At 55.2% G+C, this 26138-nt stretch carries 31 protein-coding genes; 12 read left to right on the top strand and 19 right to left on the bottom strand.

Going from position 1 to position 26138, the window contains the following annotated elements:
• The 17 genes from ALO43_RS23175 to ALO43_RS23100 form a co-directional block, all read right to left on the bottom strand.
• Positions 1-353: hypothetical protein (locus ALO43_RS23175; RefSeq protein ID WP_054998135.1), on the bottom strand; the 353-nt coding region annotated here is incomplete at its 3' end.
• Positions 346-1002 (bottom strand): hypothetical protein, encoded by a 657-nt coding sequence (locus ALO43_RS23170; protein ID WP_054998134.1) that lies wholly within the window; start codon positions 1000-1002, stop codon positions 346-348. The genes ALO43_RS23175 and ALO43_RS23170, both read right to left, overlap by 8 nt.
• Positions 999-1313, bottom strand: coding sequence for a head-tail joining protein (locus ALO43_RS23165; protein WP_024660063.1), 315 nt, complete (start codon positions 1311-1313; stop codon positions 999-1001). The genes ALO43_RS23170 and ALO43_RS23165 overlap by 4 nt, the downstream gene beginning before the upstream one ends.
• Positions 1314-1315: 2 nt before the next feature.
• Positions 1316-2311 carry a major capsid protein gene (locus ALO43_RS23160; protein ID WP_024690893.1) on the bottom strand — a complete coding sequence of 332 codons (996 nt, stop codon included), beginning with the start codon at positions 2309-2311 and terminating at the stop codon, positions 1316-1318.
• A gap of 86 nt (positions 2312-2397) precedes the next feature.
• The gene (locus ALO43_RS23155; RefSeq protein ID WP_054998133.1) at positions 2398-2742 is read right to left on the bottom strand and encodes a head decoration protein; all 345 of its coding nucleotides are present in this window, start codon (positions 2740-2742) and stop codon (positions 2398-2400) included.
• On the bottom strand, positions 2739-3884 hold the full coding sequence (locus ALO43_RS23150) for a head maturation protease, ClpP-related (RefSeq protein ID WP_054998132.1): 1146 nt from the start codon (positions 3882-3884) through the stop codon (positions 2739-2741). The genes ALO43_RS23155 and ALO43_RS23150 overlap by 4 nt, the downstream gene beginning before the upstream one ends.
• Positions 3881-5362 (bottom strand): phage portal protein, encoded by a 1482-nt coding sequence (locus tag ALO43_RS23145; protein ID WP_054998131.1) that lies wholly within the window; start codon positions 5360-5362, stop codon positions 3881-3883. The genes ALO43_RS23150 and ALO43_RS23145 overlap by 4 nt, the downstream gene beginning before the upstream one ends.
• Entirely contained in the window at positions 5359-5565 is a 207-nt protein-coding gene (locus tag ALO43_RS23140) for a phage head-tail joining protein (RefSeq protein ID WP_003377401.1), read from the bottom strand. Before ALO43_RS23140 ends, ALO43_RS23145 begins: the two co-directional genes overlap by 4 nt.
• Before the next feature lies 1 nt (position 5566).
• Positions 5567-7588: a phage terminase large subunit family protein gene (locus ALO43_RS23135; protein WP_054998130.1), complete on the bottom strand. Its 2022-nt coding sequence runs from the start codon at positions 7586-7588 to the stop codon at positions 5567-5569.
• Between the two features lie 9 nt (positions 7589-7597).
• Positions 7598-8143, bottom strand: coding sequence for a hypothetical protein (locus ALO43_RS23130; protein ID WP_054998129.1), 546 nt, complete (start codon positions 8141-8143; stop codon positions 7598-7600).
• 215 nt (positions 8144-8358) lie between these two features.
• Positions 8359-8571, bottom strand: a complete 213-nt coding sequence (locus ALO43_RS23125; RefSeq protein ID WP_216594627.1) for a hypothetical protein — start codon at positions 8569-8571, stop codon at positions 8359-8361.
• The gene (locus ALO43_RS23120) at positions 8507-8893 is read right to left on the bottom strand and encodes a hypothetical protein (RefSeq protein ID WP_054998127.1); all 387 of its coding nucleotides are present in this window, start codon (positions 8891-8893) and stop codon (positions 8507-8509) included. Before ALO43_RS23120 ends, ALO43_RS23125 begins: the two co-directional genes overlap by 65 nt.
• Positions 8890-9213: a phage holin, lambda family gene (locus ALO43_RS23115; RefSeq protein WP_003377395.1), complete on the bottom strand. Its 324-nt coding sequence runs from the start codon at positions 9211-9213 to the stop codon at positions 8890-8892. Before ALO43_RS23115 ends, ALO43_RS23120 begins: the two co-directional genes overlap by 4 nt.
• A gap of 526 nt (positions 9214-9739) precedes the next feature.
• Positions 9740-10099, bottom strand: coding sequence for a PA0613 family protein (locus tag ALO43_RS23110; protein ID WP_054998126.1), 360 nt, complete (start codon positions 10097-10099; stop codon positions 9740-9742).
• Entirely contained in the window at positions 10092-12311 is a 2220-nt protein-coding gene (locus ALO43_RS23105) for a VapE domain-containing protein (protein ID WP_054998125.1), read from the bottom strand. The genes ALO43_RS23110 and ALO43_RS23105 overlap by 8 nt, the downstream gene beginning before the upstream one ends.
• Positions 12301-12528, bottom strand: coding sequence for a TraR/DksA family transcriptional regulator (locus ALO43_RS29515; RefSeq protein ID WP_083492233.1), 228 nt, complete (start codon positions 12526-12528; stop codon positions 12301-12303). Before ALO43_RS29515 ends, ALO43_RS23105 begins: the two co-directional genes overlap by 11 nt.
• Complete coding sequence (locus ALO43_RS23100; RefSeq protein ID WP_054998124.1) at positions 12521-13039, bottom strand: phage regulatory CII family protein; 519 nt, start codon at positions 13037-13039, stop codon at positions 12521-12523. The genes ALO43_RS29515 and ALO43_RS23100 overlap by 8 nt, the downstream gene beginning before the upstream one ends.
• 718 nt (positions 13040-13757) lie before the next feature.
• On the opposite strand from ALO43_RS23100, the gene ALO43_RS23090 reads away from it, so the two are divergent.
• On the top strand, positions 13758-14333 hold the full coding sequence (locus tag ALO43_RS23090; RefSeq protein WP_235662538.1) for a LexA family protein: 576 nt from the start codon (positions 13758-13760) through the stop codon (positions 14331-14333).
• Between the two features lie 55 nt (positions 14334-14388).
• Here ALO43_RS23090 and ALO43_RS23085 read toward each other — a convergent pair whose 3' ends face one another.
• Both ALO43_RS23085 and ALO43_RS29510 read right to left on the bottom strand, forming a co-directional pair.
• On the bottom strand, positions 14389-16134 hold the full coding sequence (locus tag ALO43_RS23085; RefSeq protein ID WP_054998121.1) for an ATP-binding protein: 1746 nt from the start codon (positions 16132-16134) through the stop codon (positions 14389-14391).
• 21 nt (positions 16135-16155) lie between these two features.
• Entirely contained in the window at positions 16156-17307 is a 1152-nt protein-coding gene (locus ALO43_RS29510) for a DNA cytosine methyltransferase (RefSeq protein WP_083492231.1), read from the bottom strand.
• Between the two features lie 237 nt (positions 17308-17544).
• Between ALO43_RS29510 and ALO43_RS30970 the strand changes: the two genes are divergently transcribed.
• From ALO43_RS30970 to ALO43_RS23035, 11 genes are all read left to right on the top strand, one after another.
• Positions 17545-17721: a hypothetical protein gene (locus ALO43_RS30970; protein WP_167346619.1), complete on the top strand. Its 177-nt coding sequence runs from the start codon at positions 17545-17547 to the stop codon at positions 17719-17721.
• Positions 17718-18293, top strand: a complete 576-nt coding sequence (locus ALO43_RS23080; protein WP_054998120.1) for a hypothetical protein — start codon at positions 17718-17720, stop codon at positions 18291-18293. The genes ALO43_RS30970 and ALO43_RS23080 overlap by 4 nt, the downstream gene beginning before the upstream one ends.
• A gap of 8 nt (positions 18294-18301) precedes the next feature.
• A complete protein-coding gene (locus tag ALO43_RS23075) occupies positions 18302-18586 on the top strand; it encodes a phage antirepressor KilAC domain-containing protein (protein WP_054998119.1) in 285 nt (94 codons plus the stop codon).
• Positions 18587-18726: 140 nt separating this feature from the next.
• Positions 18727-19101 carry a hypothetical protein gene (locus tag ALO43_RS23070; protein ID WP_054998118.1) on the top strand — a complete coding sequence of 125 codons (375 nt, stop codon included), beginning with the start codon at positions 18727-18729 and terminating at the stop codon, positions 19099-19101.
• On the top strand, positions 19098-19421 hold the full coding sequence (locus ALO43_RS23065) for a pyocin activator PrtN family protein (RefSeq protein ID WP_005767975.1): 324 nt from the start codon (positions 19098-19100) through the stop codon (positions 19419-19421). The genes ALO43_RS23070 and ALO43_RS23065 overlap by 4 nt, the downstream gene beginning before the upstream one ends.
• A gap of 50 nt (positions 19422-19471) precedes the next feature.
• Positions 19472-19894 (top strand): hypothetical protein, encoded by a 423-nt coding sequence (locus tag ALO43_RS23060; RefSeq protein WP_054998117.1) that lies wholly within the window; start codon positions 19472-19474, stop codon positions 19892-19894.
• A complete protein-coding gene (locus ALO43_RS23055) occupies positions 19891-20592 on the top strand; it encodes a hypothetical protein (RefSeq protein WP_054998116.1) in 702 nt (233 codons plus the stop codon). The genes ALO43_RS23060 and ALO43_RS23055 overlap by 4 nt, the downstream gene beginning before the upstream one ends.
• A complete protein-coding gene (locus ALO43_RS23050) occupies positions 20589-22649 on the top strand; it encodes a DNA cytosine methyltransferase (protein ID WP_054998115.1) in 2061 nt (686 codons plus the stop codon). The genes ALO43_RS23055 and ALO43_RS23050 overlap by 4 nt, the downstream gene beginning before the upstream one ends.
• On the top strand, positions 22646-23344 hold the full coding sequence (locus ALO43_RS31655) for a hypothetical protein (protein ID WP_235662539.1): 699 nt from the start codon (positions 22646-22648) through the stop codon (positions 23342-23344). Before ALO43_RS23050 ends, ALO43_RS31655 begins: the two co-directional genes overlap by 4 nt.
• A complete protein-coding gene (locus ALO43_RS23040; protein WP_054998114.1) occupies positions 23341-24330 on the top strand; it encodes a phosphoadenosine phosphosulfate reductase domain-containing protein in 990 nt (329 codons plus the stop codon). The genes ALO43_RS31655 and ALO43_RS23040 overlap by 4 nt, the downstream gene beginning before the upstream one ends.
• Positions 24327-24596 (top strand): pyocin activator PrtN family protein, encoded by a 270-nt coding sequence (locus ALO43_RS23035; RefSeq protein WP_054998113.1) that lies wholly within the window; start codon positions 24327-24329, stop codon positions 24594-24596. The genes ALO43_RS23040 and ALO43_RS23035 overlap by 4 nt, the downstream gene beginning before the upstream one ends.
• The last annotated feature ends 1542 nt before the right edge of the window (positions 24597-26138 follow it).

Below are 26138 nucleotides of genomic sequence, written 5' to 3'. Positions count from 1 at the left end.
GACCAGTCCTGCGCGGCCCGGACAAACTCGGAAGGCTCGACTTCAAGCCCCCAGGTTTGCAGCCTAAGCAGGACAGCAAGTTGCGAGGCTGCAAAGGCTGCCTGCTGCTGACATTGCTCGCGCTCGGCCCCCACGATGACCCGTGCTTCGAACCGGGCTATCAAGGCCGTTTCCCCAGTCCCCTGATCAACGCCTGGCTCCAGCTCCACCAGTTCGATCAATACGGCTGGCACAGCGACCTGCTGAAGCATGTCCGGCATGGTGCCGACGTACTCAAGCCCAGCAATCGCGGCCCTGATGTGTTGTTCAATGGCTTCGTACAACGAATCAAGATTGAAGGTTTCATCAGACACGGGCAGTTCCTTTCAGGTACTTCTGCAGCTCGTAATTGAATTCCTGCTTGAGGATTTCCATCAGACGTTCATCGGCTCGCTTCACCCAGCTGTCAAAGTGTGGACGGGCCTCTTCCAGCGACACCTTGGCTTTGGCCAACGGGAAGCGGCTGCTGTTCTCTTCAATGAAGCCGGAGCGCCGCTTGCCCTTTCGGGTCTCAGCGTATTGGCCCGCGTCAAAGTGTTTGCTCGCGGTACGGATCCAGATGTCAGGGCTGCCGCCGTACACCGTTTTGAAGAACGCGCCCTGATAACGGCGACCGGCAACGGATACGCCGGTACGGCTCTGCCGCGCACGGCCGATACGACTGGCAGAGATGGCATCCAGGCCAAACCAGAGCTTCCCGCGCATCGTGCCACCGCTGACCGGGTAGGCCCGAAGGCGTTGCCGAACGGCCGCGACCGCGATGCGCTCTTGCCGGCCTACCGTTCTGGCAATGTGCGTTCGCAACCAACGAAGCGTCTTGTTGATAGCACGACGCTGAGCCGCTATCGCCGCCTTGGGAACCGCCGCTGCAAAGTCCTTGAACGCGTCGAGATCAGCCGCAGAAGGCTGCAGAGTAATCATGCCGTCCTTGGCCGATTGCTTGTAGAAGCTGCCTATGCTCATGGGTTAATCCTCAAAATCAACGTAACCAGCGCATCCCCACCGGGCTCCTGGCGGATTAGCGTGTACGTGCCGCCACCGTCCTGCACAGGCAGATCGATGCGTACCTGCTGCCGCTCGACAACGCCCTGCGCGTCGGCCACCCGAATGACTAGGTGCGGCTCACGCAACCCGGTATTGATGCGGCCCAGCTTGGGTTGCAGCCACGGTGCCGAGAACATGCCCGCCACCTCGCGCCCCTCAATGAACGCCGTGTCGCTCAGTACATCGAACACGGCGTCATCGAGAGTCCCGATCAAGTCACGGAATCCCATGACTACAGCGTCAGGCGGATCTGCGCCCGAGGTCGGGTGCAAAGGTGCAGCGGGTTGGACTGGGCCTCACCGGCAACACCCTTTCCAAAGGGCAGCGTTTCCAGCTTGCTGTAATACGGGATGCCCTGCGTGTTGACCGTTTCCATGTAGTCCGCTGGAGCGAAGGCCGAGATGTACAGGTCCGGCACGCCTTCAGGTACAAGCAGCGCCTCGTCGTCATTCACGAACGCGATACCGGCGACCTTGCCGCGGTAGCGTTCCCACACGATGCCACCGAACTCGAAACTTTCGCGGGCGTCGCCACGCAGCTCTGATGCCTGCGCGGAGTTCAGGTAAGTTTTTTCCACCGATTTGTGAACGATGAACTTGTTCCAGAAGTGCTTGCCGCAGAAGGCACGCGAGCCGGTGCTGGTAACACTGCCGAGGGCATCTTCTTGCATGTCCAGCGCTTCACCTGCCATGACACGCAACTCGGTGGTCGCGTCGTTGAGCCCCATGGACAGGCTCTGACGCTGGACACCGAAGGTCGAGTAGATATCCAGTAACGGTGTCTTGCCGTCAGCGTCCAGCACCAGGCCGTTCAAAGCACCCATACGTTGAAACTCGTGAGTGGCATCCAGCTGACGTCGGGCTTTCGCCAAACGGGTATTGATCACATCCTGCACGGCCTGCAGTTCAGTGCGGGAACCGAATGCGCGGATGCCTTGAATCTCGTCCGCCCGGATCGTGAACCGCTCCGGCAGATGGACGGTGTTGAACGGAATCATGCGACGCTTCGTGCCGGTGACCACAAGACCGGAGCTACCACGCTCACCGGCAGGAACCAGCGCCAGGGTGTCGCCGTCCTTTTCGATCTGAACGGTCAGAGTCGCAATGCCCTCTTCCTGAAACAGGCCAAGGCTGCTAATGCGACCGGGCAGGTACGGTTGTTCGTTGATGGCAGCGGTGAGCGTGGCGACGCTGAATGCTTCGTCGTCGAAAATGGCGATATCGGCCATGGGGGTATTCTCCAGAAAAACGAAACCCCGCAAATGGCGGGGTCGGATAAACGAAAATGAATCAGGGTTTTTGGCCGATAGATCGATCAGCGAAGGATAATGAACTGCTTGGCCAGCGCCTTTTCGGCGTCCAGATCCAGACCGGTCAGCAGCGTTTCCGCAACCTCGGCCAGTCGCACGACGGCGCGACCACGGCGAACGATGTCGGACTCAGGAAGCGGTGCAAAAAGGATCGCCGTGGCGATCTCGCTGCCGTCTTCAGCCTTCGGATCATAAGGGGCGAACTCACCCGAGGCGGTGACCAATCCGAGCAGTTGGCCCGCATTCAGGGCCTCACTAGCTGCCACGTTGATCGACTCTCGCGAGATGTTTCCGGGTCCTTCGGAGAGAAGGAATTCACCGGCATGGATAGGCTCCATTTTGATGGTCATGGACGTGCTCCTGTAGAGGTCGTTTTCTTGCCACCCTGCGCCGCCCTGCGGGCCGCGTAGATGTCGTGGTGATCGGGTTGTTTGGCCTGAACCTTGGCCGGTGGATCGTCCTGCAGCGGCAGGCTGTTATCGATTTCAAAGCCTTTGCCGCTGCTGACCAGCTTCTCAAACAGACGCGCCTGCACGGCCTGTTTGTCCAGACCTGCGCTGACGAATTCGGCGGTCAGCTCCGGCAAGCGAGCTGCAACACACAGGTCGCGCACACCCTTGGCCTGGATGATCGCCGCCTGCACCGTTGCTTGATCGGCAAGCTTGGTGGACGCAATCAAAGGCTCAATCAGGTTGTTGATGCCCGCCGCGCCGCAGGCTTTCGTAATCATCAGCGCCAAGGCGGATGCATCAGCCGGTTCAGGATCAGTTGGCAGGTCGTCCTCTTCAGGCTCAGGCTCTGCGGCATTGAGCTGATCCAGTAGGGCCTTCGGTGTCTGGCGGAAACGCTGTATGGCAGCGCCCTGCCCAAGGCAGGCTTTGACCTCTACCCCGGCCCCAATCTCATCGGCCAGGCCAAGTGCCAGTGCTTCCGGCGCGGTGAGCCAGGTTTCAGCGTTGACCATGCGCCGCAGCTCGACCTCGTCGATGTCCGGCGACTTGGCCTTGTACGCCGCGATTATGGCTTCCAGCGTCTGGTCCAGCACATCGGCGACCTTGCGCAGGTCCTCGGCATCACCGGCTGTGTAGGTCCACGGGTTGTGGATCATCAACATGGCGTTGGAAGCCATGACCATGCGGTGTGCGCCACACGCGGCAACACTCCCGGCACTGGCCGCCAGCGCATCAATCCGCGCCGTGCAGCGCTCACCCAGCCGGTTCAGCGCATTGTGAATTGCCAGCCCGTCGAACAGGTCGCCACCGATGGTGTTGAACGCCGCCACGATGGGCGACACACCGTCATCAATGGCTTTCAGGTCCTGAATGAACTGGTTGGCCGTGATGCCCCAGCCGCCGATCTCACCGTAGATGTAGATCTCGATAGTGGTCTGCTCGGCCTGGGTTTCAGCCTTGATGCGGTACCAGTTCTGATCTTCGACCGCCAAGGCAACCGGAGCCTTGTTGAAAATGCGAAACGGCAACAGCGGTTTCATGGGTTCTCCTTCTCGTCGGGGTCCTCATCGAAGGCCGACAAGGTGCTGTAGTTGAGGCCCAGTCCACGGGCACGAGCCGCGTCAGCGGCGTTTTCTTCGTCCACGATCTCGGCATCTGTGCCTGTGCGCAGGCACATCTCACTGCGCGAGGCGAGCCCCGCGTTGATTTCCATCGTTCTTGATTGCACGTCCTGCACCGGGTGGATGTAGGACCAGCCTTGCGGTACCCAGCGCGTGCGCTGGTATTCACGGCGGCGTGCCGCGTAGTCGTCCAGTTGCAAAGCACCCGACAACACCGCCATGTCCATCCATGCCGCCCGAACGGGACGGCACAGTTGGTGGACATACACGCTGAACTGCAGCTGCTCCAGACGCCGACGAAATTCATTGAGCACCACACGGATGGTGCGGTCGTTGACGCCCCGCATGTCGCCGGTCATCAACTCATAGGGCAACCCAGCACCGGCAGCAGCAGCCATTAGTTGCTGCCGCATGAAGTCGGGGTAGTTGTTGCCGCCATCAGGCGGTGTCGAGAACTCGACCTCCTCCCCCGGCAGCAGCTCCTGCATCGTGCCAGGCTCCAGCGCAACCATCGGCGTGAAGCCATCGCCCCCGACCTTGATGGGCGCGCCCGTCAATGGGTCGAGCATGGGCGGACCGTCAGTAGCAGGCTTGCGAATGAAGCCCGCGAACAGGTTGGCCACCTCCTGACGGAACAGGACAGCATCGTCGTAGTTGTCCAGACTGCGCAGGCGCTTGAGTACGGGTGCCAGTCGAGGCACACCACGAAGCTGGCCGGGCTCCACCGGCTCAAAGATGTGCAGCATCTGGCTGGCCGGGATACGCACCAGCATGTTGTAACCGGCGTTGATTGAGGTCATGTCACTGGGATGTGAGCGATAACACCAGTAGGCCACGCGCTTGCCGAATCCGTTAAATTCGATCCCGGCGCGGATGATATTGCCGGTGCTGGTCACCTCAAACTTGTCATGCGGAACGAATTCAGGGGCCAGGCATTGCAACTGAAAAGGCACTGCCAGGCCGTCATCCATCCGCCTGGGCCTTAACCGGACGAAGCATTCGCCCGACTGCTCGACGGTCCGGGCGATCAAGGCTTGCTGGCCGTAGAAGTCGGTCAACTGATCGGCATCAGACTCATCCACCCAGTCTTCCCACGTCTCCTGAAAGATACGGCGCAATTCCTTATCTGCGATTCTGGGCTGCGGGGTAATGCCGGTGCCGATCAGGTTGCTGACCCTGCGATCAATGGCATTGGCCGCATAAGGGTCATTGCGCACCGCCGCTCGGGAGCGGGATCGCAAGTTGCGCAGCGCAGGCATGATCAGACTGTTGACGCCTGTATCAGGTGCGTCCCACGTGGCAGATCGGCGACCGTCGGCAGCGCCTTCATAGCTGGCCTTGATGCGCTCCGGCACCAGAAAGCCTGAGCGCGACAGCGTAGGGTAACGAGTACTCACAAGCCTTTGCCCCCGTGGTATAGGCGGACAACCCGCGAGCGTGGACCGGCAGCATTGGTCAGGCTGGTGCGTATCAGATCGCGAGCCTGGATCAGCTCATCAACAGAGCGGTACTCGACCGTCCGGTCTGCGTAACGCACGATCTTTTCGCCACGCCCTATCGCTGCCTCGACGGCATCAAGGTGCTTCTGGGTGTAAGCCATATCAACGTCTCTTCAGATAGCCGCTGGTGGAAGCACGGCGTTGCGGGGGTTGCGCGGCCGGGCGAGCCGGTGCTTGAACGGCAGCAGCCACAGGCTGGGGTCGGGGTTCCGGCTTCGGCTCTGGTTTGGCCTCGACACTCAGACGCTCAGCCACAGGGGCTTTTGCGTGACCGGTGTCGTCGAACAGACCGGCTTGAGCCAAGGCATGCTTGAGCCTGCCCCAGTCATGTTCACCGTACCGATGCAGCCCCAGGTAATGCGCCATCGCCAGGCTGTAAACCAGCAAGTCCAGCGCTTCGTTGCGCTCAGCCTTGCCCTTCACCCACTCGATGCGTTTGAAGCCTTTTACGTAGCGAGTAACCTTGCGCTCGGCCACGCATTGGGCAAAGAAGTCATCGGGTAGATCCTTGGGAAAGTGCAGCGCGCCCGGTCCGCTTTCCAAGTGGTAGCGGTTGTAGATCCAGTCCTTTGCAGTGTCGGTGCCGACCATCCACAGCTCCGCACCGTTACGCTCGGTCTGGCCTTTCCATGTGACGTCCACCAGTGAGGGCCGCTGCGCGATCACCGGTTTGCCGGGTTTGCTTGCGCCTTTGATGGCGAAGACATTGCGCCAACGTCGAACTCGACAGAACTGATAGACCTCATGAGTATGATGTCCACCTGAGTCGACACCCGTTGCCAGGATTGCCAGGCTCACTCCACACGGATGGCGATAGCGCTCTTTGAGCTTTTCATCCAGCACCAACCACGTGCGATCATCAGCGGGATCGCCCATGATCACCTGAAAGTCGACGATCCATCGCTCCATGCCTTCTCCCCAGCCAACCACCATCATTTCCAGACGGTTGGCCTGCACGTCGACAGAGGCAGTGAGCGACAGAACGCCAGCAGGCATGGTGCCCAGCACATAGTTTTCGTGCAGAGCTCGGGCTTGCAGCACGGCTGCTTTGGTTTGCTCTTGTGCGCTGTCCCAGACCTTGGCGAGACGAGTGTTGTAAAACACCTGCATAGGTTCAAGGTCACCGCGATCCTGAGCTTTTTTGGCCTTCTCATATTGCTTGGCCAGTGATGACCAGCTCTGCCAGCCCAGCGGGGCATACAACGCATTGAGGTGGAAACCCACCGTCTCACCATCGCCCTGGGCATGTGATCGCCATTCGCCACGGGCGAGCATGTCACCCTTGTGAAACTCCTCGATCAGCACATCGCAGTCCGGACCGGCGCACTGGTAATGCACAGCGCTAAAATCCGGCGAGTACAGCAGGCGTTCCCACTCCAGTGTCTGCATGTGCCCGCACGTTGGGCATGGCACGTAGTAGTAGCGCTGGTCGCTAATCGAGAACAAATCGTCGATTCGAGAAGCGCCTTTGATAGTCGGCGAGCTGGAGAAATAGAACTTGGCGTTTCGACCGAAGGTGCTGCCACGTGTTTCTGCCAGCTCAATCGGATCGCCCTCTTCGTCCACGTCGACATCCCAGCGGTCGATCTCATCGCCATAGACAAACCGGGCTGAAAGTTCAGAAAGGTTCGCAGCCGAACCGGCTGTGGTGGCGAACAGCGCGCCGCCTTCAAACTCCTTGGTATCCATGGTGTTGCGGGCTTCACGGGAGCGCGGCGAGGCTACACGTTCGCGCAGTACAGCCGTAGCATTGATGGTCTTGCTAATCCGCGCGGAAACCCGCTTGGCCAAACCAAGGCTGGGCAACAAGGTGAGGATGTTCGACGGTGACATGTGGATCAACGCGCCGATCCAGTTGAGTGCTATCTGCGTCTTCATCAACTGCGAGGCCACCATGGTGACCACCCGCTTACAGGGATGGCCAGGCGACAAACAACGCATCGGCTCTCGCGCGTAAGGGGTACGTGCCGTGCGATATTTACCCGGTTCAGCAGCGCCTGTATCTCGCGGAATACGCATGTGCTCGTCGGCCCACTCATCTACCCACAGTTCCGGGTCAGGCTTAAGTCCGCGCATATACGCGTCATGGTGAACTTTCACACCATCGGCGTATGGAAAATGCATATGAGCGCTCTATGAGTGAATAGCGTTGTCAAAATCCGCAGCTGTCATCGACGCCGCGTCATCAAGAACACGTCGTAACGAAGCAACTAGGTATTTTTCAATCTGCCAAGGGTCTGACATTGCAGACAGTTCGGGAGCAAGCTGGGTGGGCAAGGACAAAATTAGATCACGGAGCATGCGACCGGCTGCAAAAGCAGCAGCGTCCACTACCGCTACTTCAACGAGAGACTTGTTTGTTTCAAGAAGAGTGGTTTCAGCGAGCCTCGCTTGGGCCAATGCCAAACGTGCTTTAGATTGCTGATAGCCAACAACCGTTGACGGCGACTCTGCTGGATTAACCGGTTCAATAACATGCGAGATAGAACTGGGTTGGGCAGGCGTACTCGCTGGCCGTCTTGAAGGGTCGCTGGTAATACCCAAAAAATGTTCGGTGGCATCGACATCAACTAACCCGTCAGCGGTCTCAATCAGTCTTCCGTTTTGAGCAAGCTTGCCCACGTACTGTCGGGACCAGCCTTTGCTTTTTGCATAAGCAGTACGTGAGAGAAATGTCATGTAAACCTCTGTCAACTAAAGGGCTGTCAACTGTCAACCACTGTCAACCAACGTGGGAAAACTGTCCGCTAACAGACTTCCGCGAGTCCGCAGCCCCGTATACCCCGAATACCCCCAGGGTCCCCCCTCTCTCGGGGCGCACCAAAACAGGTCGTTCGACCCGAAACGCCGAAATCGCGAGCCAGGGCGCGGTTTGCCGTGCGTAGGTCCACGACCTACTTGCTCTGGCTGCGCAGGATCTGCGCGTCGACCTGATCGGCGCAGGTGTCGAGCAGCTTGATGGCCTGATCCTTCAGCTCCCAGACGTCGCCGTTCGAACGAAGGTCAGCCTCATCGGCGTTGATGCGTTCGCAAGGAATCAGCTCAGGGGGTTCGATTCGGACTGCTGATGTTTTTGTTATCACTGCTGGCTTTGCCCCGCAGGCCATCAGGCAAAGGCTGAGAAGCCCAATCACGAACAGGTTTACTGGTGCGTTTGAGATCATCGAAGTCTTTCCTCGCCCGTTTGGCTTTATCTTCACTGGCCTTGAGCCGCTTGCTCAGATCAGCCTGGTAGTCGGCATTGCGCCTGGCTTCTGCCCGTAGCGTGGTGATGGTCGCCTGGCTCTCGGTATTGGCAGCGATGGCTTCGTTCTTGCTCTTTGTCTCAAGTTGCATGGCACCGGTGATAGCGACGACCCGGTACTGCTGAATGCCGACGAGCAGTACACCCACCAGCGCGATGATGATTGCAGCGGCGATAGCCTTCATAGTGAATCCACCTTCCGGCCAATGAAGCGGGCCACCAATTCGCGAATGGCCGTAACGCCAAGAAAGCCGATCGTTCCACCTGCTGCTACCGACAAGCTGGGCGGCCAGGTCATCCACTCAATCAGGCTGGACGCAACTAGACTTAACGAGCCGCAGATCAGCGCTTCGAACAAGATCCGGCGCTTACTTGTTTCTTTGGCGTCGTAGAGGATGCGCAGTAGAGAGACGACGATGGCCATGATCATGCCCTGCCACAGTGGATTTGAAATGGCCGCCACGATCCTGGCCCACGTATCTGGTTTGTCGGGCATGGTGCGCATCCGGTTACCCCCTTAGGGGTGAGCTGAAAAACAAAAAACCCGGCGCATTGGCCGGGTTTGATTGTTAGTGCGTTAGCCGCTATGCGGTCGCACCTATCGAAGATGACTACTTTTTACAGGTGGATTCCGGTGGCAGCAAGCCAGTATTAATGCCACCGACGAATATGTAGGCAACACAGCACCAACGCCCCAGCAATGTAGACGAATACACTCAATCGGCTATTCGCTTTTTTGCCCCTGTCCCACTGTCCCACTAGGCTAGAGACAGGTGGGACGCTTGAAGCCCCCGAAAACAAAGCGTTGTCCCACTGTCCTACCTTTATTGTTATTTCTCCGTGTAAAGAGAGAGTATTTAAAAGCACGCTGACGCGCGCATAGCGCGTGATGGTGCCCGCTACGCTACATGTGGGAATGCTGGTTAAAGGTGGGACAGTGGGACGGAGCAAGGCAGACGGGGCTGTAACCCGTCCCACCACGTAGATAGGCAGTGGGACGAGGTAGGACAAGCGGGAAATGGCGAGAGCCCTCAAGCAGCCTTACCCCATAGCAGCCCTTGAATGCTCAGGTGTGCTTGATGCAGCCGGTCATAGTAGGTCTGCCGACTGCAACCGCAGTGGGTGATTTTTTGATGCAGGAAACTGTCGCTGTTGCAGTAATGCTCACGCACGACCACCGCCAACTCGGGTGCCAGGTGCTTGTTGACGATCAGCTCTATGTCGGCAGACTCATCCAGCAGCACACGGCTGCCCCGCGTGCCGCGTATCAGCTCCCCTTTGCACTCCATTAGCATGGCGATCATGTTCCCACCCGAAGCGGTTCCACCCGATGAAGGGGAATGCAGGTCTTCAGCCCAAAGTTTCAACATCGCATCAATTCGTTTAATCATCGAAGCACGGCTCATCAAACTTCTCGACAACCAGATCTGACGTCCGGCCCCAGTTCGCAGGCTTTTTGTATACCCACTGTCGCAAGCCGCTCTTCGACAGCACCGATGCTCGCGCCCGCTTCCACCCAAGGCGGTGCATGATTGCGCCGACGCGCATCTGCTCTGGCTTGCCCCAATGCCCCGCATCCAGTTTCAACGCGGTGCCCAGCAACTCGTTACCGCTGGTGGTTTCACCGATCTGCGACTCTTCCAGCCAATTCAGAATCAGCCCTTCCCACTCGTCGACCACGAAGCGCTCGTCCTGTGCCTCCGCGAACATGGATGACTCGTCACGATTGACCCACCAGATCTCGCCTGCCTGGAAGCAAAACATCGCCTCAGCCCACAACTGATCACGTATTTCACGCAGTTGCTCAAGTTCGACCTTCGTACACGCGACGGGCCAGTAACGTCGGTTGCCGGTCGCGTCCTTGAGATATTCTTCTTGGTTGGTCGTACCCACGAAAACACACTGGCGTGGCACGTCGTTTGTTCTCCGGCCATAGCTTTCCCGGTAGGTGTCTGTCGAAGCAGAGAAGAACTGCTTGGCCTTGGTACTCTCGGCCTTGTTGAAGCTGTCCAGCTCGCCCAGTTCGACAATCCACTTGCCACGGATAGCCTGAAACCCATCCTTGTCGCCGAGCGCGAAGGGAGTGTCCATGAACCAGTCGCCCCCGAGGATGCTCATGGCAGTGGATTTTCCAGCGCCTTGTGCGCCTTCAAGAATCAACACCGAGTCAGCCTTACAGCCAGGCCGCATTACCCTAGCGACGGCCGAGATCATCCAACGCTTGCCGACCTTTTTGACATACTCAGTGGGTTCTACCCCCATGACATCTATGAGCCATTGCTCCAGTCGCGGCACCCGATCCCACTCAAGCCTATGCAGGTACTCACGCACTGGGTGAAAGGCATGGTCGTGAGCAACAATGCTGACCGCCTCAATGACACTGGAAGCTTTAACCCGTAGGTTGTAGACCTGAGCCAGCCACTTCATGACCCGCATGTCATCGATATCAGCCCAGTCGCCAGTACCACCGCCGTAAGGTGCGGCCCGCAACTTGACGATCTTGGAGCTGAATGCGCTGAAACTGATCACTCCGGCCCAGCGTTCGTCGTTGCCGAGTATCAGTTCGATATTCTGCATGTGAGCGATGAGCGCGCCGTTCTCGCTCCTAGCCAATTGGTCCTTCCAACCGCCCGCTGCTGGGGGCTTGACGACCGCTAACACCTGACGGCGGACAGCCTCTAAACCCTCTGCGACATGCAGATCATTGAAATCAGTCCATTTGTCATGACGCTCAACTGAGAAGATCGGCGCGACGACCTGACCACCAACGATCAAAGCCGCGTTGGTAGCCTTTTCGTCGCCAGGGTTCCAAGGCTGTCCATTCGGGCGCTTGGTCTTCCAGTCATCGTCGCGGCAGATGATGATCGGTCTACCAGGGAGACGATCACGCATCAGCTTGGCGACTCCGAGCAGGTTGCCCGCATCAAAAGCAATGGCGACTCCGTATGAAGTCGCCATGTGCAGGCTAGCACCGGTGGCATACCCCTCACAGATCAGTAACGGCTCACCGGGTTCAGGCTCGGGGCCGATCAAATGAAACGCACCCTCCTTTGACATGCCGTAAGGCCAGTAGGATTTGTCACGTCCTGTATCCTGTTGCTTTTCCGGGTAGATCACCTGCAGGCCGACTATCTGATCGCGGGCGTTGCTCATCGGGACCAGCACAGAGCCTGAACGTGGCGCGTAACGAACACGAAACCCTACGATCTGCTTGCGATCCAGATAGGCGCTTTTGCCCTTATCAGGCATGCGCTTGAACATACCCGCCGCCCGACTGGCTGCACGGCGGGCGGCGTTAGCGGCAACTTCAGCTGCGCGGCGCTTAGCCTCCTCCTGGCGAGCGCGCATGACCTCACGCTCTTCAGGCGACATTCGGCCCGCTTTCACCTTGATCTTCTGCGACTCGCCCGAACGCCAGTCGCCGAAACTACCGAAGATCAGCGACTCGTTCTTTTCGGTCCAATGCTCGTGAATGACGTACCAACCGTTCTTTTCCTTTCCCTTGTCCTGGGATGTCTTGCAACGGGTCAACTTGCCGAACACTAACGGTTGAGCAGGCTCAAGACCGTAGTCAGCGAATTGCCCCAGCACCTCATCGAGCATGACGGGCCTCACGCGATTCCAGCAGGGATTGGCAGGTCAGGCATTGCGTGCAACCGGGCAAGGCAATACGTCGTGCATCGGGAATAGCCTCTTCACAGGTTTCGCAAAAAAGAAACGAGTGAAGCGTGAGTAAAGGTTTGGCCGCACGCCTAGCCGCGAGGGCTTGGTCTATGCGCTCTTGCACCAGGTCATTAGCGAAGTCGGCAATGTCAGCCATGATCAGCACCCCGCGTCGTCTGATTGACGTAGGAGGCGCGGTTGAACAACCCGAGCAGGCCCTGAATGCCGCGAAACACCTGCAGGCGTATCTCAGCCAGTTCCTGATCGCTAACGACACCGTCGCCGATGCTCTTCGCCCATGTCTCGGCAAGATTCGCGACCTGATGAAAGTATTCTGCAATGCCAGTGGTCAACGTCTCCGGCATGTCGTTGGTATAAGCCTCTGCCAACTCCTGCCAAGTCGTATCCCCGACCAACGCATGCACAGCATCCAGAATGCGCCGGTCTTTGGTCAGCTCCAGGATCTCGCCGAATTCCTGAATGTTGACCGTATGACTTGGGTGTGTGGGTGACAGCTTGTGTTGCAGGGTCGTGGGATTTCTGCCGGTGGTGACGGCAATTGCAGCAGCGCCGCCAGGGTAGTCCCTTGCAGCATGGTAAAGGGCCAGGTCGAGCGGCAGGATCTCCCGCTGCGCCCGTTCAACACAACTCAGAGCAATTCGGCTCATGGCATTAATCCTTGAAAGTTGCCAGTGCCGCGCAGCATGTAGTGGTGATACATTTGCCGCGTGGCTTGAAAGGGTCCACACGCCGGTCTTACCGGCACCGTGCCGAGGCAAACGATCCGTCGTTCACCTCTGGCGCAACAGCTGCCCGCTCTGTGGTGGAAGAGGCAGCACCTCAAGGCATCCGTGCCTTGAAAACGCGATGAAGACCGACGGATTGCATGTGGTGTGCCCGTCAACCTTGATCGCGGCCCGGCTCCGCTGTGGTGGCGCGTGCTGGGGGAAACTGGGCGACCCTTGGGTCGCCTTTTTTCTTGCTAAGCAGCGTCGCTTCTTACACCCCTCTCCGTGATATCGAAATGCTCCAGCACTTCTGCGAGGGAAACCGCCCCATCACTTTCACGAGTTAATGATTTGATCAAGGAAACACTGGGGTTCTTGCTCGCATATTTGACGTGTATCCGTAGGTAGCTGACGGCGATCCGGCACCGAGCTGAGTAGGCAGCTATGCCCTCAGGGTCTAGACCATTGATGTAATCGAGTAAATTCATTCGGTGTACCTCCAGCAGCAAATTTAACCGGATGGGTTATTTTTATCAATACCAAAATGGACATTCACCTAAAAGGTTAATCCAGCCAAACTGGGCGTATGAAAATATCAGACACACGCCTAAGAAATTTCCGCAGAATCTTGAGTGAAAAGAAATTGCGGCTAACTGACATGGCCGAGCTTCTAGACAAAGCACCTGCGCAGGTGAGCGCTTTCGGCGGAAAAAACCCCACGAAAGGGATCGGTGATCAGATTGCAAGAGAAATTGAGGCAGCTTTAGGCCTGCACAACGGCTATCTGGACATGCCGTATGGTGTCGGGGAATTCAGCAATGCCGCGGTGCTGGGCCTCACCGGCAGGAAGCTGCCAGTCATAGGATCAATTGCTGCTGGCTCCTGGTGCGACTCTGATGGGCTCTTTGATCCACAAGACGCAGAAGAGTGGGTAGATGCGCCCGGCCCAGTTGGACCCAGAGCTTTTATTCTTAGAGTTGAGGGGGTCAGTATGGAACCGAAATTCTCGGAGGGAGACAAAATTGTCATTGACCCTTCACTAGAGGCCTTACCAGGCCATTTCGTCGCAGCAAAAAGGGCTAGGGATGACGCTGCAACCCTCAAGCAACTCAAACAGGAAGGTACCGAGCAGTACCTTTACGCGCTTAACCCGGACTGGCCAGAACGTATTATTAAAATGAATGAAGAGTGGAGTATATGTGGCAGAGCAAGATGGAAAATATCAGACTTATAACACCTTCCCTAGAGTTTTTAGGGAAGGTGTTAAAACCTTGAACAAGCCTCAAAGATCATTCCGTCTCTATAAGATAACGTAATATTGGAAGCACTGCGTCCCTGACATTGAACGCCTCATACTTATTAAGCATTTGAAACGTATTATGGGCAGCACTATTCAGTGTCGGCTTGAATGCTGAAAACTTTGTAAGACTATGTTTAATTTTATTTTTTATAGAGCCATCCCATACACTTTCGCTACCCTGCAGAAACAAGATAATCTCATCTACGGTAGGCTCAACATTCCGCTCTTCTTTGGGAGTAAGAAGTTTTCTAGAGGACTTACCTCTCTCAGCATTTCGCGATACAACAACAGCTTCTCGCAACTCACCATAAATATCTCTTCTTTTGAGAAAGCAGATTGCACTAGCCTCAAAAAGCATACGAATAAGAACAAGCCCAGCATAGGTTAAATCCCCTAAATTGAGCCGCTGAGCTTCATGCACTAACGCCAAGTGTTTATCGTAACAATAACGCTGATCGATATCTTGCGGAAGCACAGTAATAAATTGATTATGATCAATTTTCTGAATGGGTTTTTTTATTGGCGTTTTGGGCTTGGGGTTACTTGCCGGATTAGGTTGTGGGTTCGATGCAGGTTTTCCGGCTGGGTTAGGTGATGGAATAGGGTTAGGATTTCCGCCGGGCGCAGGAGAAAGAGGTTCCAAATCTCTCCTTTTCTGCTTGGCATCCCCTGAATTTTTACGCCAGTTGAGCGCAAATTTTGTCATATCATCCAATGCAGCATGATAAGCCACATTATTTAAATCCACATCAGACTTTGTTGTATTCCAAGGAAGTCTCGAAGGATCTTTACAAGTAAAATACACATGACCGACGAAACCGTAAAACTCACTATGAAACTTTGTCAACCACCCGCTCTTTCTTGTCCGATCAGATATAAGCACAGCTCGCTCATTACAAAACACATTCCAACCATAGTCAGCGGTTAGGACTGTATTTTTTGATTTATTGTAATCCGGCTCTGCTGAAAACCGATGATGCAAATGCTGGCCCGACTCAATGAATACTGATATATCTCCCGAAACCTTGAAAAACTTAGAATCAATGCCATAAGGGCTATCAGGGCGAATGCGTACTATATGGCTATCTACGTCATCATTATTTATATTGATCAAGAGCCCCTTATCAATAAAGCGCCCATAGCGCCGTCCGGCCTCAAGCATTATGTCCCTAACCCAATCGCGTCCAGCAAACAATTGAGATGTTTCATTAGTGAACGCAGAAATAGATATCTTAGTGCCTACTATACCCCTAGAGGGGTGCCTTTCGGCTTTTATATCCCAGTCTTCGGTTGCTAAGTATTCTTCAGTATTAAACTCAAGAACCGAGCATTCCAAACCAGTATCAGTATCTAAATTTGTTTGCCTACCTATTCTAAATATAGCTCTATTCAAGCCTACACCAAAAACCCCTATCCCTAAGTTATGAGCGGAGCGCTCACCGAATCTCAAAACAGACTTCTCCAAGTGAGGAATTGCAATCCCACCGCAATTATCCTCGATAGAAAAGACATCACCACTCATAAATATAGTTATCTTATAACCGCTATAGCTTTCCGGCAAAATAGACTCGCCAAGCTCAGGGTTAATTTTAAACATCGTATTGCGAGCAGCATCAATCGAATTGTCAATCAAATCAAATATGCATGCTTCGACACTTATATCTCGTGTCAGGCTGTCAACCACTACGGCTTTGCTAGGCCTAGTGTCAACGTTTATTTCCTGAGCTTTCTTCATCCGTACTGCTCTCCATGCATTTCAAGCAACCGATATTTTTTCAGAAACCTTCAAGCTCTTATAAACTTCAGATAGAACGCCATAAGACACGAGGGGCGAAACACTATTTCCAATCATTCTAAAACTATGCCATTTTGTAGGATGGAAAACATACCAGTCAGGAAATCCTTGTAGTCTAGCCGCTTCGCGCACATTAATTACACGACCCAATATCGGATGAAGTGGCCTGACGGCTTGAAAAGATCCCTTATCAGAACCGGTACCTGCGCGTAAGGTAGGGCTCAGGCCTTCCCACCGCAGCTTATGTGACTTACTAACTAAGTCTGTTTTTCCTGGCACCACAGCCAGATACCTAGCTACAACTAAGGCCGTGTGTTTAGTTTCAGCGAGGCCGGAGACAAGCCCGAGTTTCAGTTTGCTTACAGCTTCAGGCCAACCGATGCCAGGCGGAGGTGGTTGACGCATAGCGAGGGCATAATCAGAAATACCTGCTCTCTTAGCCCTTGGATATTTGCTCCACGAAAAATCAACACTACTGGTACCTTTTACTTGTGGGGGTAAATCAGAAATAGCATCACGAACAGTAGTTAATCGCTCTACCTTCTGACCTGTAAATTGCTCGATAGAAAGCTGAGACATCTCCATCGGGTTATATCCAATCACCAGCACTCGATAACGATTTGTAGCTGCTCCGTAATCTGCAGCATTAATCACAAATGGCCCTAAAATCTTAAATCGACCAGAGACTTGCTCAATTCCTTGCATCAAAGTATCGACGTTATCCTCATCCAATATGCCTTGGACGTTTTCCATAATGAAAAACTTGGGATCCAGTTCTCTAACGTGTCGATAGAAATGATGAACTAGGTTATTACGAGGATCACCTTTCAGTCTTTTGCCAATTCTGCTGAAGCCTTGGCATGGAGGTCCACCAATTACTCCATCCGGCCTGGTCGTGCCAATAAGCTGGCGCCAGTCGTCTTGAGTAATCTCGGCGACGTTCCCCTCAATAGCTTTAGTGTTTGGGTAGTTTTTTCGGTAGCCAGACTGAATCGTTGAGTCGATGTCCACAGCTGCCAACGTGTGAAACCCTGCAAGCTCAGCACCCAAAGAAAAACCACCGCATCCGCAAAAAAGGTCAACAATCGTGGGCGGTTCTACTGAAGAATCCATTCAAACTCTCTGATATCTTAAAATTTCGTGATCATATCAAGCTGTAGCCATGTGTTCATAAAAAATTACTGACAGGGCAAAAAATACGTGCCCTCCACCAGGGTCAGCCGCCCCCCTTCTCGGCAATCCGTAAATATCACAAGCAAGAAGAAAACCTTTATGGTGTATTTTTGTTGCAAAAAATAACCCTTAAGGTTATTTTTTCCTCACTCTTCCACCACAGAGCGAGGCAACATCATGCATACCAAAGCAACCCTGCACCTCCACCCAAAGGTCACTGACCCGCTGCGCGTCTTCGAGGTTCGTCAACTAGCCATTGTGGCCGGCTGCACCTTCATCACCAGCAAACCAAAGAAGCCAGCCCGTGCCACCCCTTCACCGTTCGATCCGAACGACGGGGGGCGTGCAGCATGAGCAAGTACAAGCTCGACGCTAAAACACTGACCTTGCTCAAAGCGCAGGCCAAGCTGACAGAAACTTTCAACCATACCATTCGCTCCGCAAAGAGCGGTGCACTGCCCTTTCGCCTCAAGGTCGAACACGCCTCGATGGAAACGCAGTTCAGGGTCGAGGTAGGCAGCCAATGCCACTCCCTGACATTGCCAAACACCACGACGATGCACCTCCAGTTGGCAGATTTCATCGAAGAGATAGCCAACGGCCTGCTCGACTTGGCCACCTCCACAGGAAAGCGTCGCGATGGAAAATACGACGTCCTTGACGAGCAACTGAGTCTGCAGGTTTTTGATCTGGTACGCCGGGGCGGCATGCTCAGCCTGGACGTTGGCCTTGAACAGCCGATTCATGTCTCGATTCATCGCAACAGAACCCGAACAGCAGCAACAACCCTTATGACTATCGGAGTCAGGCAGCCTCGGACCAAGTGCTTCACGCTGTCCGGTCCAGATGCCGAAATCCATGAAAAGGTTGTCGAATCCATCAATCACCTGGCCAACATTGCGACTCCCGCAATGCAAGCGGCTTAGGAGGAAGCATGGAACGCACCTTGGCTCAGACCGCAAAACAACTTGGCATCAGCAGACCCAAGCTCATCTCTCTGATGAGGGAAAAGGCACTACTCAATGAACGAAACCTTCCCGCCTACCCCACGCGGGATCGTGAGTACATGCGTGTCAAGGACAGTAGCTGGTTCCATCACCAGTTGGGCATGCAGTACAGCCAGTCGACCAGGGTAAAGCAGCCCGGCATAGGCTGGCTCGCAGAACAACTGGGGCTGGCCGTGCCTGAAATACCAGCTGACAACCGTGACGTGGCCTAGGGAATACGCTCGCCAGATCATAGCGCTGCATACGCGGGAAGAGCGCAATGCAGCGCTTTTGGAGGTTCCTGAGCACCTGCGCGAGCTGACCAAACGACACTGCCTGAACAGCTGGAACCACCCCAAGCGGAGAAAACCGAATGAACCAAGAAGCGATTGACCGACTACTGATCGACTTACTGCGTATTCCGCCAGAACAGCGCACTCAGAACGACGTTGCTGCTGTCATTGCTGGTATTAACGCAGCCGCACTAATTGACGCTGTTTCGGCAACGCCATTGCAGCAGGAGCAAATCAAGTTGCTGGCCATCACTGAGTTTTTGGCATGCGAACTTCAAATGGTCGATGCCCACGTCACGCTCGACCTTAGCATCACTCAACCCCAATGGATCCCTCTCACCCTCACGATGCGTCGACCTTGCGCAGGTTACGTATTTGGGCGCGGACGTACAGCACAAGAAGCGCTCATGGACATGTACGACTACATTCCCCCACCCAAAGAAGCTGCGGCATGAAGGACCACAGCCAGAATCCGCTACGTCTGATGCCAGCACCGGAAGCGGCCACCGTTGAACTGCTGTATCGGACCTTCGGAGATGTACTCATCCCCCTAGACAAGCTGCGCGAGCAGTACTTCCGAAACCTCAATGAACGGTCGTTTGTTGCAGAGATTGAGAACGGGCGAATCCCGCTCCCGATCACCACCTTGGACACGAGCCGCAAAGCACCGAAGTTCGCGCACATTCGGCATGTCGCAGCTTTGATCGACATCCGCGCATACAAGGCCGATGAAGAGATGGGCAACTCTCAAACTGAATCAGACTCACCGACATAACCAAAACGGCTGCCACCACCAGCCGAGCAACCTCACCAGGAGCACACCACATGACTACGACTCAAATCTGCGTGTTGATCGGACTCATCATTTCAGCCGGCCTGCTTTTGTGGTTTGGCTACATGATAGGCCGTAGCGACGGCATCAAAGTTGGTATCAAGAACGGCGAACAAGTACCGTGCGAACAAGACGCTCTGGCGATCCATGAGCTTGAAGCATCATTGAGGCTGATCCGCACAGACAATGAGCAATTGGCGCGACACTGCGAAAGACTCCAGCGAGGTATGGCGTTTGGTGCGCAAGAACGAGACGCGCTGAACGATATCGCCGAGAAACTGAGAATCGCTGCAGAGACTTTCAGCGCGTTTCGTACCGGCAAAAAACTGGAACGCGATTGTCTGGCGCTACGGCAGCAGGCGTTGCAAATGGCTGAAGCGCTCGGCGTATCAGACCAGCAGGTGAACGCAGCATGAACCGATCTATCCCCCTGCTGCGGCTCAGCCCGCAAGCTGCTGGCGACCTGCACCAGCAGCACACCAAAGCCATTGCCGAACTCCGTGCTACGACCCGCTTCAACAAAGAGCTGAACAATCGACTGAGGTCGATGATTGGCCCTGACGCTTTGCGTACCTTGCGAAAGGACGTCGAGAACGCACTGCTACTGGCCGATCTAGTCGAGGAGAATGACCAGGCGCAGGTGCTTTACGTCGTCGGCACAAAACCAGAAGCGTCCGATGAATCAACTTGCAACCAAGCATCGGAGGAAAGCGGCAGTGATCGCTCACAGACTAACCACCAGCCGCAAGCCGCTTTGCTCCGCAACAGCAGTTGGAGCACCGCACAAAAAACAAACAGTCTCTGCTGCACAGCAGCAGGCATTACTGCTCTTCCTAGCAGCACCACCGAAGCGCCTGTACCCCAAGAAAAGCTGCGCGAGGCAGCCACTCATGATGCAACGCTAATCGCTCAAAATCGCCCGCCCGCGCAGCCTGTGGTGGGGGGGAAGGCCCTTTCGCAGATATGTGAAAGACCGTTCCAACCTGAGCGCCCCGTGAAAGAGCTGTACCGTTCCCCCAGCGATCATGAACCCAGCCTTTCGCATGTTGGACTAGGATGTACGAAGTGTGGCCTGCAGGCCAGCGTGACGGTCGCGAATGAGGTGACAGCATGACCTCACTCACTCGCCCGCCATTTGATTTCAAAACTCAATACAGCCTGGGGTTTAACGCGCAAGACGACGAGATTGTTGTCGACTATTTCTGTGGTGGCGGTGGCGCTGGTACCGGGCTGGAAATGGGCCTCAGCCGGAAAGTCAGCGTGGCCAAGAACCACAGCGCTGCAGCCATCAGCATGCACACAGTTAACCACCCGGGCGCGAAGCACTTCACCACCGACGTGTTCGACGGCGATCCAGATACGGAATGCGGCGGCAAGGCCGTGGGCTGGTTCCACATGAGCCCCGACTGCACCCATCACAGCCAGGCAGCTGGTGGCCAGCCGCGTAAACGTGAGATCCGCAACCTGTCCTGGATCGGCTTGAAGTGGGCAGGCAAGAAGAAGCCCCGCGTCATCAGCCTGGAGAACGTAAAGCAGATCCTGCAATGGGGGCCGCTAGTGGCCAAACGAGACCCGGCTACAGGCAGGGCAATCAAGCTGGTCACAGTTCTGGGCACCAATGGCAAATCGAAGGTGCAGCACACTGTTGCCACACCTAGTGAAGTCGTTCCGGTCGATCAGCAATTTCTGGTGCCAGACCCAACGCGGCGTGGCCAGACATGGGCCGTTTTCGTCGCCGAGCTGGAACGACTGGGCTATACCGTCGAGTGGCGTGTGATACGGGCCTGCGACTTCGGCGCACCCACCAGCCGGGAACGACTGTTCATGATCGCCCGCTGCGATGGCGAGCCTATCGTATGGCCAGAGCCAACCCACGCTAAACGCCCTGCAAAAGGCCAAAAGCCTTGGAAGACCGCCGCTGAATGCATCGACTTTACAGACCTGGGGAAAAGCATATTCGGACGCAAGAAAGACCTGGCTCCAGCCACCCTGCGCCGAGTCGCGAAAGGTATGAAAAAGTTCGTCATCGATAGCCCGGCCCCGTTTATCGTCCCGATTGCAAACTGGTCAGGCGAGACGGTGCAATCGATCAACGAGCCGCTACGAACGGTCACGTCATATCCAAAGGGCGGCGCGTTCTCTGTGGTCAGCCCGGTTATCGCACCGGCAACACACCAAGGCAGCGACCGCATCAACGATCCACTGGAGCCATTGCCGACAATCACCTGCGCCAACCGTGGCGAACTGACGCTGATCAGCCCCACCCTTATCCAGTCAGGTTATGGCGAGCGCAATGGGCAGCTACCTCGCGTGCCAGGGATAGACCAGCCGCTGGGCACAGTTGTAGCTGGAGGTGTGAAGCATGCGGTCGTCTCCGCATTCATGGCTCAGATGAACGGCGGCTTCAACACCACGCACGGCAAAGGTGCAGACGAGCCGATAACGACAGTCACCAACACTGGAAGCCAGCAGCAACTGGTGACAGCCACGCTGATCACCAACACCACTGGACAAGGCCCGACAGATCTGGACGATCCAGTCCCCACTGTGACGACTGGGCAGCACCATGCCCTTGTAGCAGCAAGCCTGGTGCACCTGCGGGGCAACTGTGATGCGCGGGATTTGAGAGATCCGCTGCACACCATCAGCGCCGGTGGGCAGCATCACGGACTGGTCACTGCATTCATGGAGCGCCAGTTTGGAGCGAGTGTCGGTCAGGCATTGGACGAACCAGCTCCGACGGTAACGGCAGGTGGCGGCGGCAAAAGCTCTGTTGTTTCATTGAAGCTGTCACCGGAACACGAGGAAGGCGCTCTACGTGTCGCTGCTTTCCTGATCAGCTATTACGGGACAGAGAACGTCAGCGGCGCAGGAGAGCCAGCACCAACGATCACGACCAAGGATCGCCTGGCGCTGGTCACCGTGATGGTCAAGGGCACGCCATACGTGATCGTCGACATCTGCCTGCGAATGCTCAAACCGCCAGAGCTATATAAGGCTCAGGGCTTCCCCGCCGGCTACATCATTACCCACGGTGCAGACGGCAAACCGTTCACAAAGACCAAGCAGGTACACATGTGCGGAAACAGCGTAAGCCCTCCGCCGATGGCCGCACTTGCCAAAGCAAACGACCCATGGCGGCAGATCGAACTCTGCAGGGAGGCAGCATGAGCCGCACCGGAGCGCGTGACAGAGCGCGCAGGCAGCTTACCGAAACCCTGACGCTCTTTAGTGAAGCCGTAGCCATTCTTGGCAAGTCGCGCTCGCTGATCGAGCACATCGGTACTCTGGACGCAGCTCAGTATCTTGCAGATCTGGATGCATTTTGTTCTCGCTCGTTTCCAGCCCAGGTCGACCAGCACCCTGATAATCAAGCTGTTGATACGTTCGCTGCCGCAATGAAAACCAAGCTTGCCGACGCTCGCGCTAAGGGCCGTCACGGCTGGAGTGAGCCATGGGTTCACGACAAGGAACTGGCTGAACTGATGATCAGCCACATCCCAAAAGGCAATGCTGGCAACTTTGAGGACATAGCGAACTTCGCCATGATGCTGCATCAACGGGGCGCTGATCCTATGGAGCTGACGTTGGCTTTCAACAAGGGCAAGCTCGGCCGGGATCTGATGGCCCGCGTCGAGCAAGCGCTTGAGAACATGACCAGGCAACTCTCCATCCATTCGGTCGACCAGCAGAGCAAGCCAGTCGCTTGGGATGCGCTCTCCAGCAACGGAAGCTGGTGCAAGACCGTGAGAGGTCGTGAAACCGCTAAGGCTGCTGAGCAGCGCGGCTTCAAGATAGAGCCACTCTACCGCCACGCCCAAACCGACAGTGGGAAGATCGGCGAGCAAGCGGAGACGCACCAATGAGCACACAAAACATAGTGAGCGTAAGCGGCGGCAAAGACAGCACTGCTACCTTACTGGTCGCAATCGCCTTGGACACTCCCAACTTGCAGGCCGTCTTCGCAGACACCGGCAATGAGCACGAGCAGACTTATGAGTACCTCGATTACCTAGCCTTGGCCACGGGTGTAACTATCACCCGCGTAAAGGCTGACTTTACCCAGCGCATCGAAGGCAAGCGCCGGTTCATTAAAACCAAATGGCGCGAGCAAGGCATTGATGAACCGGTGGTGCAGGCGGCAATGGATGTACTGAAGCCCACTGGCAATCCGTTCCTTGACCTATGCATCTGGAAAGGTCGCTTTCCAAGTCGCAAGGCTCAGTTCTGCACGATGGAGTTGAAACGCGACCCGATGCTTGAGCAAGTAATCCTTCCACTCATGGACAAAAGTGACATGATTATGAGCTGGCAAGGGGTACGCGCCGACGAATCGATCAATCGGCGGTATTTGCCCGAGTGCGATGAAGTCGGTGGGGGCCTGTTCAACTACCGGCCGATCCTCAAGTGGGATATTCCTGCAGTGTTTGAAGCGCACCGCTACATGGGCATCAAGCCGAACCCACTCTACTCACAGGGTATGGGTAGAGTTGGATGCATGCCCTGTATCAATTGCCGTAAAGACGAACTCCGAGAGATCGCCCTACGTTTTCCCGAAGTGATTGACCGCATTGATCGTTGGGAAAGGACTACTCAACAGGCCAGCAAGCGAGGCGCCGCCACATTCTTCGCAGGCTCAAACGCAAAACATCCCAAAGGCTCCATTGCGAACATGAGTGCAGTTGAAGTTATGGAGGTGGCAAGCATCCGTCAAGCAGTCGAATGGTCCAAGACGGCGCGAGGCGGTATCCAATATGATCTGATGATTGCGACCGATGCTACAGCCTGCTCAAGCGCCTATGGACTGTGTGAATCAAGCTGGGAACCTATGATAGAAATGGAGGTTGCATGAACACTCTCTTCCTATTGATGGCTCAGTATGATGGGCAGGCCGTTATTCCTCTGGACCGGGTATGCGCTGACTATATGCATTTGACTGTCGAAAAATTCAAACGTAAAAGGCTGGATGGAGAAATCGATATTCCTGTAGTGCGTTTGGGCGCTGATAGTCAGAAAGCAGCATTAGGTATCCACTTGAGGGATTTAGCCGACTACATTGATCGACAGCGGGAAAAGGCTGCTAAGGAGCAAAACCAGTTGATGGGAAGAGCCGCCTAGCTCGGATAAAAGGCCCGTTGAAACCTACAGCGGGCCTTAAACTATTTCGGTCAGAATGTTTCCAGACTACCAAGATTGTCGCGCTTCGTACTATTGGAGTCCGTAGTCAGATACACCTTATCTATAACATGGATCCGAGAGCCATCCTTCCATTTTATGCTTACCCCGGGGACGATGGTTTGGAAAGTCGCCTTGTTACTGGAAATCAAATCAGCAACAAATTCTCGCGCACACACCATCCCTTCCCCAACACTAGTACCTAAATCCTTGTGAACTCTCACCCACTGAATGTGGCTACCTTGGCTGTCATAACTGACAGCAGAAATACAATAGTCGGTCATACAAACCTCCAAATAGGCTGAGAAAATTCACAGCCGAAGGATGAGATGGGGGCCATCATTTTGAAATCAACCCCAAGCAGACGATTTTGGATCCGAATTTTGATATCTCTTGAAATGACCATCTCTTCTCACGGGATGCATCAGATCCTGCAGACTCAAGCGGCCTTAAGTGAGCAAGGCCGTCAAGAGGACATAATTAGAAGGAAGCGGCCACGAACACGCGCGATTAGCCATGGACGATGCGACAAATTTGCTACATTCGGACCTTCAAGCCCAAGATAATCCCGTGAAAGCAGGACATTCAAGCTTAATATGTTCAATCCATCATCGGTGCAACGGAGAAGCGCCGGGACAGCACAGCCCTTGATTCACCAATGTTTACTGGGCTTTCTGTTTTCTCGATGCTCATCAATATTGATCTTTCATACGGCGATTTTTGGCCATTTTTACCTGTCTTTTCAGAGCAGTGGGTACCACGTACCAACCCACATCAGAAATGTACCAACTCAAAAATGGGCACGATCGACATACGCGAGCACGAGGGCAGCTATCGCCTGTCGTGCGCAGGCAAGTATCAATCGCGACGGTCGGCGAGTTTATCAGGAAACCCGAACCTTCGACCGCAATCGGGTAGTTCAAGCATGGATGAACGACGCGATGCCTGAGTTGGCCATGGCTGGTGCGATAAACGCATGGATCGCAAGCAGGTCAGCATCAATCAGATAATTGATCGATACCTTGACGAGTAAGAGAAGGTTCGGCCTATGGGCACTGATTTGTCGCATCTGGGAGCAGTATTGTCCGTAGCAAAGCCAGCATGGGGATATGACGTTGCTCCTCATGCAATACCTGATGCCCGAATCGTTCTGCGTAAGCTGGGAATGGTCAGCAAACGCAGAGAGCATACTCGGAAACCTACGAAAGACGAGCTCTGTCGAATCGACTATCCCGATGTATAGAAACTTTGAAAGTCCTATACATAAACCCCTGGTTCTCTAGGCGTGAACGAAACAGTTCCTCGGCGGGTCATTATTCGGCAGCAGGGCGGCGTGTACGTATGGACGAAAATCACCAGAAGCCAGCCTCAAGCCTAGCAAAAACTGACAACTCTGGAACGCCTGTGCTGCCGGTGAAGCCTTGCTGTGACTAAGTTGATGGATTTCTTCAAAGGCGAATGAATGATTCAGCCGCCTTCAAACAG

It is taken from the genome of Pseudomonas tremae (genome assembly GCF_001401155.1).
Lineage (GTDB): Bacteria > Pseudomonadota > Gammaproteobacteria > Pseudomonadales > Pseudomonadaceae > Aquipseudomonas > Aquipseudomonas tremae.
Note: the sequence above shows the minus strand (reverse complement) of the source record. Positions and strands in the feature narration are given on the sequence as shown.